A 15,302-nucleotide genomic window follows, 5' to 3' on the forward strand; every position below is an offset into this window, starting at 1 on the left:
CCCGGTTGCTAACTATGCAGATCGCGCCGGCTGCTTCAACCGCGCATCGGTTGGCCCAGCGCAGACCTGTCCGACAAAGCCCATCGGATCGCCTGAAAGCAAACCATCAAGCGCGGCGATGATATGCGCCCGGAATGTCGCGTTGGCGGCCAAGGACGGGTTGAAGATAGCATCGATGGCGAGGATCGAATCGACGAGCCCTTTGCTGTCCGCACCGATGCGGTCGGCAATGGCGGCAATCCTGTCGGCAAAGGGATCGGACACCTGCCAGGCGCGGCCGAAGCGGGAAGAAGCCTTGATCAGATAAGCCATCCAGCCGGCGACCGGCACCGAGAGGAGCGCAATGCCCTCGCCCTTCGCCAGCCGATCGCGGATCGGGTTGAGCAGGCGCTGCACGATCTTCTGCGAGCCGTCGGTGGCGATCTGGTGGTTGCGATGGTGTATCGCCGTGTTGGTGAGGCGCGACAGACTCTGCTCGACATAGGCGGCCGGCGCGATGCCGGGCACGGGCATCAGCGTCGGCAGTGTTTCCTCGGTGAGCATGCGGCGGACGAAACGGGCCAGAAGCGGGTCGGCAATCGTCTCGAACGTGTGCTCGAAGCCGCCCAGAACGCCGAGATAGCTGAGCGTCGTCTGGGCGCCGTTCAGCACGCGCATCTTGAGGTGTTCGAATGGCGTCACGTCGTCGACGAAGGTCGCGCCGACAAGATCCCAGCGCGGCACGCGGCCGGCGAAGCGGTTCTCGATTACCCATTGGCGGAAGCGCTCGCCGACGACGACGGCGCCGTCGCGGTAGCCGAAGCGCTGCTCGACGGTGTCGATATCGGCCTCGGTCGTCGCCGGCGCGATGCGGTCGACCATGGCCGAGGGGAAGGCGACATTGGCTTCGATCCAGTCCGCCAGCTTGCCGCCGCGCCGTTCGGCGAATTTGCGTACGACATTGCCAAGGATGACGCCGTTGGTCGGGATGTTGTCGCAGGAGAGCAGCGTCACCGGCCTGCCATGCGTGGCCATGCGCAATTCCAGCGCGCGCGCCAGGATGCCGGGCACGCTGCGCGGCGCCTCGGGATTGGCGAGGTCGTGCGCGATGTCAGGATGGTCGAGGTCGAGCGCGCCGCTCGAGGGGATGTGGCAATAGCCTTTCTCGGTCACCGTCATGGTGACCGTCGCGATGTCGGGCGAGGCGAGCACATCCAGCGCCGGCGCCGCGCTGTCCTGGCTGTCGACGACGCGAACGATGCTGCCGATGACGCGCGCCTCGACCTCGTCGTTCTGGCGGATGAGCCGCGTGTAGAGACCGTCCTGGCGCCCCAGCGTGCCGGCCAGCAGGGGAGGGCGAATGTTGATGCCGACCAGTCCCCAGCGGTCGAAATCCTTCGCCAGAAGATCGTCGGTGTATTCGGCCTGATGGCAACGGTGGAAGGCGCCGACGCCGATATGGGCGATGCCTGGCTTCAGCGCAGCGCGGTCGTAAGCCGGCTTGCGGACCTCTAACGGCAATCGGCCGAGCAGGGCAGGGCTGAGCTTCTCGGCGCTCACCGATTGGCTCCGATCACCCATTGCTCCTGGTCGATCAGCGCGCCGGTCATAGGGCCCGCCGCGTCGGAAAGCAGGAAGACGGCAAGATTGGCGATGTCGGTCACGGAGAAAAGCCGGCCGAAGGGTTGCGTCGCATTGGCCGCGTCGAGCCAGCCCGGACCGTGGCCGAGCGTCTCGGCCTGCATGACGCGCTCGGCCGGGGTGTCGGTCCAGCCGACATTGATGCCGTTGACGCGGATGCGGTCGAAGCGGTGGGCGTTGGCGGCGTTCTTGGTCAGCGTCGCCAGCGCGCCCTTGGTGGCGGAATAAACGGCGAGCTCCGGCGAGCCGCAATGCGCGTTGATCGACAGGATGTTGACGATCGAGCCGCCCTGCCCGCGTTTCTTCATATCGGCGATTGCCGCCTGCATCAGGAAGAAAGGCGCGCGGGCGTTGACGGCAAAAAGCGCCGCCCAGTTGTCGAGCGTGCCATCGACGAAAGAAGCGCGGTCGGTCAGGCCGGCGGCGTTGACCAAGCCGTCGATGCGACCGAAGTGCTCGATGCAGGCTTGCGCCAGCCGCACCGGGGCCTTGGGATCACCGAGATCGGCAGCAGCGAAGGCGGCGGGAGTGCCCATGGCCGAGAGTTCGGCGGTGACAGCATTGCCGCGCTTCTGGTCCCGCCCGGTGATCAGCAATCCGGCGGCGCTGGAGCGCGCAAGCGTTTCGGCGATCGCCCGGCCGATGCCTTGCGTCGCGCCGGTGACCAGCACCACCTTGCCGTCGAGACGAACCTCCATTCCTCTTCCCGGAACAAAGTTTCCATTTTTTCAAATATGGAACGACGGTTCTCTTTAGTCAATCGTGCGAGAGCGGTTCGCCGTTTTCATGCAACCGGTGAACGGCCTATCTGCCTGCCTTTCGCAATTCCGGACGGAAAACCGCTCACACTTTTCCTGGAATTGCTCTTGTCAGCCTGTCCGCTGCGCGACGACGCCGTGGACCAATGCCATGCCGACCGCGAGCGAGGCGGCGAGCGAGCGGAAACCGCCAAAGTCCTGCTCGACCACTTCCAGCCAGGTGTCGGAGAGTTTTGCCAACGGCGAAAAGGTGCTGTCGGTGATGGTGAGAATGCGCGCCTTGCGCTCATGCGCCACGGCGACGAGGTCGGGCGTGATCGAGTTGTAGGGGCTGAAGGAGACGGCCAGCACCGCGTCGCGCGGCGTGATGCAGCCGACCTGGTCGAGCGCGGTCGAGCCGACATTGTCGACCAGCACGTTGCGCACGCCCTGCTGCGAGAGCGTCAGCGACAGATAGGTGGTGACGGGGAAGGCGCGCTTGCTGCCGATGACATAGATCAGCTCCGCCGCCGCCAGATGATCGACCATCGTCTCGAAAGCGGCGATATCGAGATCGTTGCCGATGCGGCCGAGCGAGGCCTGGCAGGCACCGACCATGCCGTTGAGAAAATGCAGGTTGGCGTTCGGCTCCGCGGCCTTGTCCTGGCCGCCTTGCGTGTCCGGCCAGGAGCCCTTCATGCGGTCCTTGAACAGGAGCTGGAAATCGGAAAAGCCCGAATAGCCGAAGATCTGGGCGAAGCGCACCAGGGTCGAAGGCTGCACGCCGGCCTGGTCCGCCACCTGCGCGATCGTGCCAAGCGCCACCTCGCTCGGGTTCTGCCAGAGGAAGATCGCCACCTGGCGAAGCCGTTTTGGGAAATGCACGGTCCCCGACGCAAGCACCGCCCGCAATTCCTCGTAGGTTTGCGGTTTCGTGTAGCCAAGTGCTGCCAGCGAACGGCTCCGTTTTCTTGCCGCCGTCTCCAGACTATCTGTGAACGGTTCGTCAGCCGCTCCGCGATGGCCGCTCATAGAAATATGCCTCATCGTGACCCAACCGTCGGATGCGTCATCGGATCCTGTCCTCCGGAAGCGCCCGATCGCCTGGTCCCTAGGGTTAAAAAGCTAACGCGGCACAATCGTTTTACAAAACAAAAAATAGAAATATCATTTCGAAAACATCCGCGCCGGCCGGCATGCCGAACCTTGGGAGAATCGCAGTCATGGTCTATGCAACTGCCGACGGAACCTCGCGTCAACGCCTGCGGGTCGGCATGGTCGGAGGCGGCCGCAACGCCTTCATCGGCGCCGTGCACCGGCTGGCGATGCGGCTCGACGACCAGATCGCGCTGGTCGCCGGTGCGCTGTCCTCCGATCCGGAGAACGCAGCCGCCTCCGCCGCGGAGATCGGCATCGCGCCGGAGCGCAGCTATGCCGACTACCGCGCCATGGCGAAGGCAGAAGCGGCGCGGGCCGACGGCATCGAGGCGGTCGTCATCGTCACGCCCAACCATCTGCACGCGCCGATCGCCACGGCGTTCCTCGAGGCCGGCATAGACGTCATTTGCGACAAGCCGCTGTCGACGACGCTTGCCGAGGCGGAGGCGCTGGTGGCGCTGACAAAAGCGAAGCAGCGCCGCTTCGTCGTCACGTTCAACAATACCGGCTACGCCATGGTCCGCCAGGCGCGCGAAATGGTGGCGGCGGGCGAGCTCGGCCGCATCGTTTCGGTGCATGGCGCCTACATCCAGGATTGGCTAGCCAGGCCGATCGACGCCGAGGGCCAGAAGCAGGCGGAATGGCGCACCGATCCGGCGCGCGCCGGGCAGTCGGCGGTGCTCGCCGATATCGGCGTGCATGCTTTTAACCTGGCAAGCTTCGTCTCCGGCTTCGAGGCCGAGGCGGTTTCCGCCGACCTCTTCACCGCCGTGCCGGGACGGCGGCTCGACGACAACGCGCATGTGCTGCTGCGCTGGGCGGGCGGGGCGCGCGGCACGATCCTCGCCAGCCAGACCTCGCCCGGCCACTACAACGACCTTTCGGTGCGCATCTATGGCGAGAAGGCCGGGCTCGAATGGTTTGGATCGCGGCCGGAGGAACTGCGCTTCTCGCCTTATGGCGAGGAAACCCGCACGCTGGTGCGCGGCGGCCACGACTCGACGGCGGAAGCCCGGCGCGTCTCGCGCATGCCGGCGGCGCATCCCGAGGGCTATATCGAGGCCTTCGCCAATTTCTACCGCGACGCAGCGGACATCATCCGCGCGCATCGCGCGGGTGGTGCGGTCGATGTCGCGCGGGCAGCACAAGTGCCCGACGTTGTCGACGGCGCGCGCGGCGTGAAGTTCGTCGCCGCGGCGGTGGAGTCGAACGCGGCTGGTGGGGCTTGGACGCCGGCGCGGTTAGGCGGTTAGCGGTTTCAAGGTGATTAGTAGATTAGATGCAGAGATGTTTTCCTCAGTTATCGCATCGGATCGGACGAGAGGAACACCTCTTCTCTTCGGTTAAGGCGGCTCTTAGCGAATCGGCATTGTAGCTGCTATACGACAACTCGATCGTTGAGGTAGGGGCAAGACGAAGATGGTCGGGGAACGCGAAAAAGCTGAGGCTGAGGCAGTTCAACTTTGCCTTGAGCTACCGCTCTACGGGTCAATCCCCAGGGTGCGTGATGATAACGGAAACGAGTACACGGTTCGCATACTATCGGTGGGGCATTTTCAGTTAGACTGCTATTGCGTCCACTGCGACAAGCCATCGACTTTTCGAACCGAGCGCTCTGATAATCAGGCCCGCATGTTAAGTTTAGCCGAGCAAAGCACTGTGCTCGAAGATGACGTGTTTCCATTGCATCTGCATTGCCAAAGAAATGCGAACCATATTTATACGTACGTGTTTCAAGCTTTCGATAAAATGGTCATGAAAATTGGCCAAATACCGTCGATGGCATCTATAGCCAGCTTCGATTTGCAAAAATATCGGCCGATCCTAGGCAAGGAGTATTTCGCGGAATTACACCGTGCTACCGGGCTAATGAGTCATGGCGTCGGCATCGGATCATTCGTGTACCTACGTCGCATTTTTGAAAGACTGATTTTGCTCCACAGGCAGGAATTCGAGGCCCACCACGGCACGATTGAGGGCTTTGATGGACTTCGAATGGAGGAAAAGATTGAGGCACTGAAAGAGGTTTTGCCGAGGGCCTTGGTCAAAAACAGGGCCATCTATGGAATACTCAGCAAGGGCGTTCATGAATTGGATGAGGATACTTGCATGAGATATTTTCCCATCGTGAGGTCAGCGATCCTATCAATTCTTGAGGAAGACTATCACGCCAGCGAAAAGGAACGGGCCGAAAAGGAGCTTTCGGAATCGATAGCCGCTCTCGTCGGTGAAATCAAAGGTAATAAATGAGCCTTTGGCATTACCTTATTACCAATGAAAATTTCAACACTGCGGTTGTTGGCGTAGCGGCCTCGTTCGCTGGCGCATGGGGAGCCCAAATCGCGATATTTCGTCGTGATCAGCGAAGGGAAATTGTAGCGACCTTAAAAAGTGTCAACGAAGCGCAGACCTTGTGTTCCACGATTGGCAATACACTGATGGCGATGAAGAGCCAGCATCTACTCACGATGATGGAGAAATTCCGAGCTCTTGAAGTGGAATACGCCTCGCTACAAACCCGGAATAGCACAACCGGACAACCCGCGATTTTGAATTTCGCGCCCAATTTGGTGACATTGCCTGTCGTCAAGGTTCCCGTCGAGCGCCTAGAGAAGACTGTTTTTGAGAGACTCGACATACGAATGGAGGCACTTGCAGCCACGATTGAACTCGGCAAAGCGTTCGACCTTCTCAATACATCGCTGATCGGGCGAAACGACATCTTGGCGAAATGGGCTGATGGTCCGAAAGCGAGGGATGATGAGGTGATGTACCGCTATCTAGGCATTCATCGCCCGGACCAAGCAGATACGAAATACAAGGATTTCCTGTTCGCGATCGAAAAATATTGCGATGACTGCATCTATTTCGACACGATGGTGTCGGAAGCCATTTGTGAGTACGGCCAAAAGCTTCGCAGAAAATATCGCCATCACATTTTTTGGCGCCTGCCCAAGGTATCGGTACCCGACTTTTCAAAGGCAAAAGAGCTGGGGCTTATCCGGACAGGAAGGAATACGAGCGTTGGCATATCGGATTCAAACGGCTTCCTAACAGGCACGAACAGGTCAAAGCCTTCTTCAGCCGGAAGAAGAAACCTACTCCTCCCCATTCCAACTAAAATTTTAAATGGAAATTGGCATTCCGCTGCAATAACATCGGTGAGCGGTTTGCGCTCCGATACCGCCGACGCGCGGACGGTGCCTACGGTGATCGAGCAGGAGACGACAAAAGGCTTGATGGGCACTTTTGGCTGGGCTGAGATAGCGATCCACAGGCCACGAAGTATTGCCGGACCAAGCAAGGGCTCTGCCACTGACGCGTTAATGATGATATGAGGTGTTCGTTGTCGGAACGCCCGTCCGATCGTATTCGGAAGCAATGCAAAAGTCTCTCTTTCTCGCAGCTAGTCTCGGCTGTCTTGCGCTTGCGGCTGTTGCGTTCGCGGCGCCGCAAGCTTTTCGAGGCAACAATGCCAAGGATGTGGCGCAATGCACGCGCCTGCTCAAAACCTTGAGCGACACCGGCAATTGGCCGGATCCGCACGCTCCCGAATATATCCGCTACGACGAGTGTTATTATCTGATCTGCGGCGGAACCAAGCCCAAGACTTGACGGCACTCGATCCTATCGTTTTGACGCAATTCCTGACGGAAAACCGGCACACTTTTCCTGGAATTGCTCTACCCCTTGATTGCCGAGCCGACGATCGAATCGACAAAGAAGCGCTGCAGGAAGACGAAGAGGATGAGCGGCGGCAGCACGGCGAGCGTTGCGCCGGCCATCACCAGGCCGGTGTTGACGGCGCCGCGGTTGTAGCTGAGCAGCCGGCTCAGGCTGATGACGATCGGATAGGCGTCGGCGTTGCCCTGCAGCACGGTCAGCGGCCACAGATAGCTGTTCCAGTGATAGACGAAGGCGAACAGAGCCAGCGCCGCGATGGCCGGCGCCACGCTCGGCGCCACGATCTTGAACAGGATGAGCAGCTCGGAAGCGCCGTCCATGCGGGCGGCGTCGATCAACTCGTCCGGCACGCCGGCGATGAACTGGCGCATCAGGAAGATGCCGAAGGCGTTGGCGAGGTTGGGCACGATGATGCCGGCAAGGCTGGCGCTCAGCCCGATCGAGCCGACCATGCGGTAGAGCGGGATCAGCGTCACGATCGGCGGCAGGAACATGGTGGCGATCAGCAGCGAGAAGAGCAGCGAGCGGCCGGGGAAAGAATATTTGGCGAAGGCGTAGCCGGCCATCATGCTGGTGACCAGGATGCCGGCGGTGGTGATCGTGGCGATGACCAAGGAATTCCACATCGAGCGTCCGACATTGATCACGCCGGCGACCTTGCCATAGGCCTCCAGGGTCGGCGTATGCGGGATCCAGACCGGCGGCACCTGCATGGTCTCGGCCGGCGTCTTCAGGCTGGAGAGAACCATCCAGGCCAGCGGGAAGGCGGACGCGACGGCGACCAGAAGCATTGCGGTCGCGAGCAGCGCCTTGCGGCCCGAAGGGCGCTTGCGGGTGAGCGATCGGGTTGGAGCGCTCATTCGCTGTCCTTGCGATTGGCAAAGGCAAACAGCGCCGAGACGCAGACGATCAGCGACAGCATCAGCATCACCGCCATGGCGGAGCCCAGCCCGCCCTGCGCGCGTTCGATGCCGACGCGGCGGATATGGTAGGTGAGCACGTTGGTCGAGCCGACCGGTCCGCCTTGCGTGATCAGCGCCACCGGCTCGAATACCTGCACCGCATTGATGATGGCAATGACCGCGCTGAACAGAAGCGTGCGGCGAAGCAAGGGCAGGGTTATGAATCGGAACTGCTCGCGTCCGTTGGCGCCGTCGAGCGTCGCCGCCTCATAGAGGCTGCCGGGGATCTGCGTCAGTCCGGCGATGGCGAGCACCGTGAAATAGCCGACCTGCTGCCAGACATTGAGGAAGACGATGGAGACCAGCGCCGAGCGCGGCGAGGAGAGCCAGGGCTGCGGACCGATGCCGGCTAGGCCGAGCAGCTGGTTGAGCGGTCCCTCGCTTGGCGAATAAAGCTTCGACCAGACCAGCGCGACCGCGATCATCGGCACCATGTAGGTCGAAAACAGCACCGTGCGCAGCGCCGTGCCGCCGGCGATTTCGCGCTGGTAGACCAGCAGGCCGAAGACGACCGACAGCGGCAGGATGAGAACGACGGACAGCGCGGTGTAGATCGTGGTGTTGAGCAGGGCCGTCTTGAAATCGCGGCCGACCGAGGTGGGGCCGAAAATCTCGTGAAAATTGCCAAGCCCGACGAAGCTCGCCTCGGAAAAGGGCGTCTGCGTCGACCAGTCCTGGAAGGACAGCCATACGGTCAGCAGCGTCGGCAGCAGCACGAACACGCCGATCAATGTCACGGCGGGCGCAAGCATGATGCCCGCCGAGGCACGAAAAGCTTTGGCCATTCACCTGCTTCCGATGGCTCCGGGTCAAAGACCCGAGCTATTTCGCCGCGCGCTCCAGGATCGACGTGGCGTCGGCCTGCGCATTCGCCTGCGCATCCTTGGCCGAGACCTGGCCATACTGCAACGCCTCGAGCGTCTGCTGCAGGGATTCTGAGAATTCCTGGCCGCCGAGCACGACGGGGAAGGGGTGCGCATCGGCAAGAACCGAGACGTAGCCGGACAGGAATTCGGAGCCGAGCTTGTCCTTGTGCGCCTCGATGTCGGAGGTGCGTGACGGCAGGATGCCCATCGACATCAATATGTCGGACATGGCCGAGGCGCCGTTCTTGCCCGACTTCGGGCTGTTCAGCCAGGTGAGGAATTCCCAGGCCGCCTTCTGCTCGGCCTCGCCGGCCTTGGCGTTGACGACGGTCATCCAGGAATAGGAGATCGAATGCGGCTTGTCGCCGCTTGGGCCAACAGGGATGGGAGCGGTGGCGATGTTTGCGAACTTGTCGCCCATGCCGGTCTTGAGCGCACTTTCCCACCAGTTGGCCATGATGATCATGCCGGTCTTGCCGGAGACGAAATTGTCGAGGAACGGGCCCGTGGTGTTGGCGTCCGCCGTTGCCATCGCCGGATTGCTCGCGCCGGACTTTATCAAGTCTTCATAGAGCGCGAAGGTTTCGCCGGCCTGGGGACTGTCCAGCGCCGGCTTGCCGTCCTTGACCAGGTTGCCACCATTGGAGACGAGCAGCGAGGCGAAAGGATGGACCACCCCCGCCGCCCATGAGTTGATCATGCCGAAGCCCTGCTGGCCCTTGGCCTTGTCGGTCAGCTTCGCGGCGGCATCCTTGAGTTCGGCCCAGGTTTTGGGCGGAGCGGCGATGCCCGCTTCCTTGAACAGTTCCTTGTTGTAGTTCAGCGCGTAGACGTCGATCTCGTTCGGAATGCCGTAGAGCGTCCCGCCGACCGAGGCGGCGCTGACGACGCCCGCCGGCCAGGCGCTCTTCACCTCGGCTGCCACCGCATCGGGAGCGGGGGCGACGAGCTTGTCCTTTGCCAGTTCCGGCAGCCACAGATCGTAGATACCGCCGATCGTCGGACCGTCGGAGGATCCGCCCTGCGAGCGCAGCGTGGTCAAGAGGTCGCCGAACGGAACCGCGCGCACGGTGATGGCGACATCCGGGTGCTCCTTGGAAAAATCCTTGGCCGCCGCTTCGAGCAGGGCCACCGTCTCCGGCGAGCAATGCGTCAGGTAGGAGATGTTGACCGATTGCGCCCAGCCGGTCGCGGGCAGCGCAATAAGCCCCGCGGCGAATCCAAGCTTCGAGATCCAGGCAAGCGACATCGGCGTCCTCCACATAAGCCATACCAGAGTGGATGACGTTATGACAACTTTGAGTAAAGGCGCAAGCCCCCTCGCACATGGACGTGCGGATCATGCTTGCAGATGAAAAACTCGATGATGTCGATCCAGTCAGATTACGTAAATAGATCAGCAGGATAAGATGCGGTTTCCTGGCCGATCGCCGATCAATAGGGTAGCCGTCGACGTCTTTGTGGCTCTTGCGAGCGGCATCATGTCGTTATAATGACGTCTGAAGAAATGCTGACCGGAGCCGCCATACATGACACGGGTTCTCGCCATCGATCTCGGCGGCACCAATCTGCGCGCCGCGGTCCATACGGGCGATATCGGCGCCCTCGTGCCCCAGGTCCGTGAGCCGGCGCCGGCGAGCCTCGACGCGTTCGTGACGCACGTTCGCACGCTTGCGGCCGCAGGCGAGGCCGAAGCGCTCGGGCTTGCCGTACCGGGACTTGTCGAGGGCTCCGCATGCCGCTGGATACCGAATCTGCCCTGGCTCGACGGCGTCGACGTCGCGGCGCTGTTTCCCGACCTTCGCGTGGCGGTCGGCAATGACGCGCAGATCGCGCTGCTGGCGGAAGCGGCGCAAGGCGCGGCCAAGGGCGTCTCCGTCGCGATCCTGCTGGCCATCGGGACAGGCATCGGCTCGGCGGTGCTGGCCAATGGCGGCATCGTCGCCGGCGCGCATGGCGGCGCCTGCTCCTTCGGCTGGGCCAGCGCCGACGTCAGGGACCAAGGCGAGGATCGCAGCGGCTGGCTGGAACGTGTCGCCTCCGGCCGTGCGCTGGACGCCCTTGCTGCACAGATCGGACTGGCCGACAGCCGCCAGCTGATCGCCGCCGCCAAAGCGGGCCAGCTTGCCGCGCAGACCCTGCTCGAGGTGCCGGCGCGCCAACTCGGCACGGCGCTGGCCGGCGCGGTCGGGTTGCTCGATCCAGGCGTCATCCTGGTCTCGGGCGGCCTGGCCGACGCACTGGATGTGATCGCGCCGCCTTTGCGTGCGGCGCTACGGCGTCAATTGCCGCCGCATCTGCGCGGCATCGAACTTAAGCCTGGAAAATTCGGCTCCCGCGCCGGCCTGGTCGGTGCTGCGCTTGCCGGACAGGCGGGAAGCGGGTGGAGACAGATCCGATGAGCGAAGCGAGCTTTCAGCAGCCGGACCGCAGGCGACCGGAGCCGCTCTGGTATCAGGTCGAGGAGGCGATCCGCGCCATCGTCAAGAGCGGCGAGTGGGCGACCGGTGACCAGATCCCGGCCGAGGACAGGCTCTGCGCGCTATTCGGCGTCAGCCGCATCACGCTTCGCCACGCGCTGCGCAATCTTGAGGAAAGCGGACTGCTCAGGCGCGAGCATGGAAGGGGCACCTTCGTGCGCTCGGCGACGCTGGTCGCCGGCACGCGCGAGCTCACCTCCTTCACCCAGGAGATGGGCAATATCGGCGTGGTCGCCGGCTCGCGCCTGCTCGACTGCAGCCTGACGACGGCGAGTGCGGCGGCGGCCGGCGCGCTGGAGATCGAGGAGGGCGACCCTGTCGTGCGGATCCGGCGATTGAGGCTCGGCAATAACGAGCCGATCGGCATCCAGACGGCGCAACTGGCGGCCGCGCGCGTGCCGGGCTTTCTCGATGCCGGCCTGCTCAAGGGCTCGCTCTACGAGGCGCTGGAGCGTCAGTACGGCATCGTGCCGGCCGAGGCGCGCGAGAACTACCGCGTCGGCGCGGTCAGCGCCGCCGACGCCGAGCTGCTCGACCTGCCCGCGGGCAGTCCCGCCTTCGTCGTCGAGCGCATCACCATCGACGAGCGCGGCCCGTTCGAATTCACCGTCTCGATCATGCGCGGCGACCGCTACGAGATACGCTCGACGCTGCGCGCCGGCCGTCTCCCAAACACCAGAAGCTGACACGATCAACAGGAGTACCGAAGTGTCCGATCTCTACATTCCCCGTCTCGCCGCCCTCCTCGAACAGGCATCGAAGGCCAATGAAGAAGCCTTCGGCCAGGCGGCGAGCCGTTTCGCCGACACGCTGCAAAACGGCGGGCTGGTCCATCTCTACGGTTCGGGCCATTCGGTGCTGCCGGCGCAGGAGATGTTTCCGCGCTATGGCAGCTTCGTCGGCTTCAATCCGCTGACCGACCCGCGTGTGATGTGGCACAACGTGCTCGGCGCCGGCGGCGTGCGCGAGCTTTTGTGGCTGGAGCGGACCGAGAAATATGCCGAGAAGTTCCTCGACCATCAGCCGCTGAACACGGGCGATTCCATCATCATCTTCGGCCATAGCGGCCGCAATTCCTCGGGTATCGACACCGCGCTCTACGCCAAGAAGCGCGGCATCTTCGTCGTAGCGGTCACCAGCAAGAACAATCTCGACAAGCCAGCCACGCATTCCTCCGGCAAGCGGCTGGCGGACGCCGCCGACCTCGTCATCGACACCTGCTCGCCGATCGAGGACGCGGTGGTGCCGATCGAAGGCTGGAGCCGCCCGGTGTCGGGCTCGTCGACGGTGCTGGCGATGATCATGGCGCATGAGTTGCTCGCCCGCACGGCCGAGCAATTGTCGAAGCGCGGCATCGAGCTGCCGGTCTTCGCCTCGCCGACCATTGCGGGCGTGACGCTGCACGACACCGACGTCATCTACGGCGTCTACCGCGAACGCATGATCGAGGCGCAGAAGAAGCACCTGCCGACCTTCCAGGCGACGATGCGCGGGGAATGATCAGGCGGGAGGCGCATCAGGCGCCTCCCGCGAGTCGCTCAAATTCGGCGCCGCCTGGTTGCGAATGCCTGGGCGGCGCGTCATTCTCATCGGGATTGGGGATCGGCTCCTCGTCGGGCAGCCGGTCCGGCTCCGGTTCGCGCACCGGTTTCGGTTCCGGGATGGGCGGCGGCGTGGGCACGGGCGTGGGAGATGGGTCTGGATTGGGGAGAATGGCCATCGCGTTTTCCTTCCGTTCGATGCCTTGGCAAGGCCTGCTGCGAATCCCAAAAACGGGGATGTCCTGCCCGACCTGAACTGATGGAGGTGACCGCTGCATTCGGACGCTTCGTCTGGAGCGATCGGCGGCGCAAGCTGGCAGAACGGCCACGCCCGCGGATGGTTCCAACACGATCGCGGCGCGCGACGGCGGCAGACAATGATCAAATGATTCCACCTGCCTGTTTCGGCTCTTGCCGGCGTCGGTCGGCGCCTTAAATCCCGTTGTGGACGGGGGCCATCTGCCGACACAGGAGACGGCCGTGAAGCACCAAACCCTTGATCAGATCAACGCCGTTGCCGACGTTCATACCGAAGCACCGGCTCTCATCGCCAATCGCGGTCAGCGCCTTGAGCGCTGGGCGCAGCTTCTTGAACAAAATCCCGGCCGCCGCCTCACGGCGCTGGCGGGCACCGAATACGCCTCAGCCGATGTGCGCCAAAGAATGCGTATCGACGGCTCGGCGATCACCATCGCTTTCGAGGATCCGATCTTCCGCGCGCAAGGCCTGCGGGACGACACTTACGGCGAAGCCAAGCGCTTCTTCGAAATGAGCGACTGGCAGCTGCATGAAGTCGTCTGCCATTGCCATGTCGGCGCCAACATGCCGGCCCGCTGGGCGGCCTCGCGCGTGCGGGCGGCGATCTCTCCGGGCGCCGGCATTCTTGCGTGGCTGAGAGCGGTGTTCATGCGCTAGAGCGGGTCCGTCGGCGGGATCGCGTCGGGCTCGCTGATTGACGCAGACGAAGGAGAGGCGCCGGGCTCTCCTCCGCGTCAGCGATCGATCTCGCCGAACACGATGTCGAGCGAGCCGATGATCGCCGCGACATCGGCCACCATGTGCCCGCGCGACAGGAAATCCATCGCCTGGAGATGGGCGAAGGATGGCGCGCGTATCTTGCAGCGATAGGGAATGTTGCTGCCGTCCGAGACCAGATAGACGCCGAACTCGCCTTTCGGCGCCTCGACCGCGGCATAGACCTCTCCGGGCGGCACGCGGTGGCCTTCGGTATAAAGCTTGAAATGATGGATGGTCGCTTCCATCGAGCGCTTCATGGTGGCGCGCGGCGGCGGCGTGATCTTCTGGTTGGGCACCGCGACCGGGCCCCGGCCATCGGATGAGCGCAGCTTTTCCAGGCACTGCCGCATGATCCGCACCGACTGGCGCATCTCTTCCATGCGCACCAGATAGCGATCGTAACAGTCGCCGTGCTTGCCGATGGGGATGTCGAAATCCATTTCGGGATAGCATTCATAGGGCTGCGCCTTGCGCAGATCCCAGGCGGCGCCCGAGCCGCGCACCATGGGGCCGGAGAAGCCCATGCCCCAGGCGTCGTCGAGCGAGATCACGCCGACATCGACATTGCGCTGCTTGAAGATGCGGTTGTCGGTGAGCAGGCCCTCGAGATTGTCGCAGACCTTCAGGAACGGATCGCAGAAATCCCAGATGTCGTCGAGCAGCTTTTCCGGCAGGTCCTGGTGGACGCCGCCGACGCGGAAATAGTTCGCGTGCATACGCGCGCCTGAGGCGCGTTCATAAAACACCATCAGCTTCTCGCGTTCGGCGAAACCCCATAGCGGCGGCGTCAGGGCGCCGATATCCATGGCCTGCGTGGTGACGTTGAGAAGATGCGACAAAAGCCGCCCGATCTCGCAAAACAGCACGCGGATCAGTTGGCCGCGCCGGGGAACGGACAGCTCGAGCAGCTTTTCGGCGGCAAGGCAGAAGGCATGCTCCTGGTTCATCGGCGCGACGTAGTCGAGCCGATCGAAATAAGGCAGGGCCTGCAGATAGTTCTTGTATTCGATCAGCTTCTCGGTGCCGCGATGGAGCAGGCCGATATGCGGATCGGCGCGGTCGACGATCTCGCCGTCCAGTTCCAGCACCAGCCTGAGCACGCCATGCGCCGACGGGTGCTGCGGCCCGAAGTTGAGCATGAAGTTGCGGACCGCGGCTTCGGTCATGACGGCCTCCGCAAGAGTGAGGATCGAAGGCGAACCGCAGCCCGTCGGCCGCCGTTCGGCTGGGTCATGCC

16 protein-coding genes are annotated in these 15,302 nt (G+C 63.0%); 8 read left to right on the forward strand and 8 right to left on the reverse strand.

What is annotated here, in order from left to right; all coding sequences use genetic code 11:
• Positions 1-12: 12 nt before the first annotated feature.
• The 3 genes from LB523_RS13550 to LB523_RS13560 form a co-directional block, all read right to left on the reverse strand.
• On the reverse strand, positions 13-1,560 hold the full coding sequence (locus LB523_RS13550; protein ID WP_224603236.1) for a mannitol dehydrogenase family protein: 1,548 nt from the start codon (positions 1,558-1,560) through the stop codon (positions 13-15).
• Complete coding sequence (locus tag LB523_RS13555) at positions 1,536-2,318, reverse strand: SDR family oxidoreductase (protein WP_224603238.1); 783 nt, start codon at positions 2,316-2,318, stop codon at positions 1,536-1,538. Before LB523_RS13555 ends, LB523_RS13550 begins: the two co-directional genes overlap by 25 nt.
• 171 nt (positions 2,319-2,489) lie before the next feature.
• The gene (locus tag LB523_RS13560) at positions 2,490-3,389 is read right to left on the reverse strand and encodes a MurR/RpiR family transcriptional regulator (RefSeq protein ID WP_224603240.1); all 900 of its coding nucleotides are present in this window, start codon (positions 3,387-3,389) and stop codon (positions 2,490-2,492) included.
• 191 nt (positions 3,390-3,580) lie between these two features.
• On the opposite strand from LB523_RS13560, the gene LB523_RS13565 reads away from it, so the two are divergent.
• The 4 genes from LB523_RS13565 to LB523_RS13580 all read left to right on the forward strand — a co-directional run bounded on the left by LB523_RS13565 (position 3,581) and on the right by LB523_RS13580 (position 7,130).
• A complete protein-coding gene (locus LB523_RS13565; RefSeq protein WP_224603242.1) occupies positions 3,581-4,768 on the forward strand; it encodes a Gfo/Idh/MocA family protein in 1,188 nt (395 codons plus the stop codon).
• A 166-nt stretch (positions 4,769-4,934) separates the two neighbouring features.
• Positions 4,935-5,765: a hypothetical protein gene (locus LB523_RS13570; protein ID WP_224603244.1), complete on the forward strand. Its 831-nt coding sequence runs from the start codon at positions 4,935-4,937 to the stop codon at positions 5,763-5,765.
• Entirely contained in the window at positions 5,762-6,853 is a 1,092-nt protein-coding gene (locus LB523_RS13575; protein ID WP_224603246.1) for a hypothetical protein, read from the forward strand. The genes LB523_RS13570 and LB523_RS13575 overlap by 4 nt, the downstream gene beginning before the upstream one ends.
• A 1-nt stretch (position 6,854) precedes the next feature.
• Positions 6,855-7,130, forward strand: coding sequence for a hypothetical protein (locus LB523_RS13580; protein ID WP_224603247.1), 276 nt, complete (start codon positions 6,855-6,857; stop codon positions 7,128-7,130).
• A gap of 68 nt (positions 7,131-7,198) precedes the next feature.
• On the opposite strand, the gene LB523_RS13585 is transcribed toward LB523_RS13580, so the two are convergent.
• Genes LB523_RS13585 through LB523_RS13595 form a run of 3 tightly spaced genes read right to left on the reverse strand, consistent with a single transcriptional unit; the run spans position 7,199 to position 10,276 of the window.
• Positions 7,199-8,059 carry a carbohydrate ABC transporter permease gene (locus tag LB523_RS13585; protein ID WP_224543482.1) on the reverse strand — a complete coding sequence of 287 codons (861 nt, stop codon included), beginning with the start codon at positions 8,057-8,059 and terminating at the stop codon, positions 7,199-7,201.
• Positions 8,056-8,946, reverse strand: a complete 891-nt coding sequence (locus LB523_RS13590) for a carbohydrate ABC transporter permease (RefSeq protein ID WP_224603248.1) — start codon at positions 8,944-8,946, stop codon at positions 8,056-8,058. Before LB523_RS13590 ends, LB523_RS13585 begins: the two co-directional genes overlap by 4 nt.
• A 37-nt stretch (positions 8,947-8,983) precedes the next feature.
• Positions 8,984-10,276, reverse strand: a complete 1,293-nt coding sequence (locus LB523_RS13595) for an ABC transporter substrate-binding protein (RefSeq protein WP_224603249.1) — start codon at positions 10,274-10,276, stop codon at positions 8,984-8,986.
• Between the two features lie 280 nt (positions 10,277-10,556).
• Between LB523_RS13595 and LB523_RS13600 the strand changes: the two genes are divergently transcribed.
• Genes LB523_RS13600 through LB523_RS13610 form a run of 3 tightly spaced genes read left to right on the forward strand, consistent with a single transcriptional unit; the run spans position 10,557 to position 13,007 of the window.
• Positions 10,557-11,429: an ROK family protein gene (locus tag LB523_RS13600; RefSeq protein WP_224603250.1), complete on the forward strand. Its 873-nt coding sequence runs from the start codon at positions 10,557-10,559 to the stop codon at positions 11,427-11,429.
• Positions 11,426-12,193 carry a GntR family transcriptional regulator gene (locus LB523_RS13605; RefSeq protein ID WP_140846317.1) on the forward strand — a complete coding sequence of 256 codons (768 nt, stop codon included), beginning with the start codon at positions 11,426-11,428 and terminating at the stop codon, positions 12,191-12,193. Before LB523_RS13600 ends, LB523_RS13605 begins: the two co-directional genes overlap by 4 nt.
• A 22-nt stretch (positions 12,194-12,215) precedes the next feature.
• Positions 12,216-13,007: a sugar isomerase domain-containing protein gene (locus LB523_RS13610; protein ID WP_140846318.1), complete on the forward strand. Its 792-nt coding sequence runs from the start codon at positions 12,216-12,218 to the stop codon at positions 13,005-13,007.
• A 16-nt stretch (positions 13,008-13,023) separates the two neighbouring features.
• On the opposite strand, the gene LB523_RS13615 is transcribed toward LB523_RS13610, so the two are convergent.
• Positions 13,024-13,227 (reverse strand): hypothetical protein, encoded by a 204-nt coding sequence (locus LB523_RS13615; RefSeq protein ID WP_224603251.1) that lies wholly within the window; start codon positions 13,225-13,227, stop codon positions 13,024-13,026.
• 301 nt (positions 13,228-13,528) lie between these two features.
• Here LB523_RS13615 and LB523_RS13620 point away from each other — a divergent pair, with 301 nt between their 5' ends.
• Complete coding sequence (locus LB523_RS13620; protein ID WP_095766690.1) at positions 13,529-13,963, forward strand: hypothetical protein; 435 nt, start codon at positions 13,529-13,531, stop codon at positions 13,961-13,963.
• Positions 13,964-14,040: 77 nt separating this feature from the next.
• Here the strand turns inward: LB523_RS13620 and LB523_RS13625 are convergent, their stop codons facing one another.
• The gene (locus LB523_RS13625; protein WP_140846319.1) at positions 14,041-15,231 is read right to left on the reverse strand and encodes an NADH-quinone oxidoreductase subunit D; all 1,191 of its coding nucleotides are present in this window, start codon (positions 15,229-15,231) and stop codon (positions 14,041-14,043) included.
• Between the last annotated feature and the right edge of the window lie 71 nt (positions 15,232-15,302).

This window comes from Mesorhizobium sp. ESP-6-4, assembly GCF_020164735.1.
In the GTDB taxonomy this organism is placed as follows: Bacteria; Pseudomonadota; Alphaproteobacteria; order Rhizobiales; family Rhizobiaceae; genus Mesorhizobium.

Bases quoted from the DNA above. Each gene is read 5' to 3' on its own strand.
- LB523_RS13555 (WP_224603238.1), bottom strand. From the start codon at position 2,318: ATGGAGGTTCGTCTCGACGGCAAGGTGGTGCTGGTCACCGGCGCGACG.
- LB523_RS13560 (WP_224603240.1), bottom strand. From the start codon at position 3,389: ATGAGCGGCCATCGCGGAGCGGCTGACGAACCGTTCACAGATAGTCTG.
- LB523_RS13550 (WP_224603236.1), bottom strand. From the start codon at position 1,560: ATGGGTGATCGGAGCCAATCGGTGAGCGCCGAGAAGCTCAGCCCTGCC.
- LB523_RS13575 (WP_224603246.1), top strand. From the start codon at position 5,762: ATGAGCCTTTGGCATTACCTTATTACCAATGAAAATTTCAACACTGCG.
- LB523_RS13600 (WP_224603250.1), top strand. From the start codon at position 10,557: ATGACACGGGTTCTCGCCATCGATCTCGGCGGCACCAATCTGCGCGCC.
- LB523_RS13605 (WP_140846317.1), top strand. From the start codon at position 11,426: ATGAGCGAAGCGAGCTTTCAGCAGCCGGACCGCAGGCGACCGGAGCCG.
- LB523_RS13625 (WP_140846319.1), bottom strand. From the start codon at position 15,231: ATGACCGAAGCCGCGGTCCGCAACTTCATGCTCAACTTCGGGCCGCAG.
- LB523_RS13585 (WP_224543482.1), bottom strand. From the start codon at position 8,059: ATGAGCGCTCCAACCCGATCGCTCACCCGCAAGCGCCCTTCGGGCCGC.
- LB523_RS13590 (WP_224603248.1), bottom strand. From the start codon at position 8,946: ATGGCCAAAGCTTTTCGTGCCTCGGCGGGCATCATGCTTGCGCCCGCC.
- LB523_RS13615 (WP_224603251.1), bottom strand. From the start codon at position 13,227: ATGGCCATTCTCCCCAATCCAGACCCATCTCCCACGCCCGTGCCCACG.
- LB523_RS13595 (WP_224603249.1), bottom strand. From the start codon at position 10,276: ATGTCGCTTGCCTGGATCTCGAAGCTTGGATTCGCCGCGGGGCTTATT.
- LB523_RS13565 (WP_224603242.1), top strand. From the start codon at position 3,581: ATGGTCTATGCAACTGCCGACGGAACCTCGCGTCAACGCCTGCGGGTC.
- LB523_RS13570 (WP_224603244.1), top strand. From the start codon at position 4,935: ATGGTCGGGGAACGCGAAAAAGCTGAGGCTGAGGCAGTTCAACTTTGC.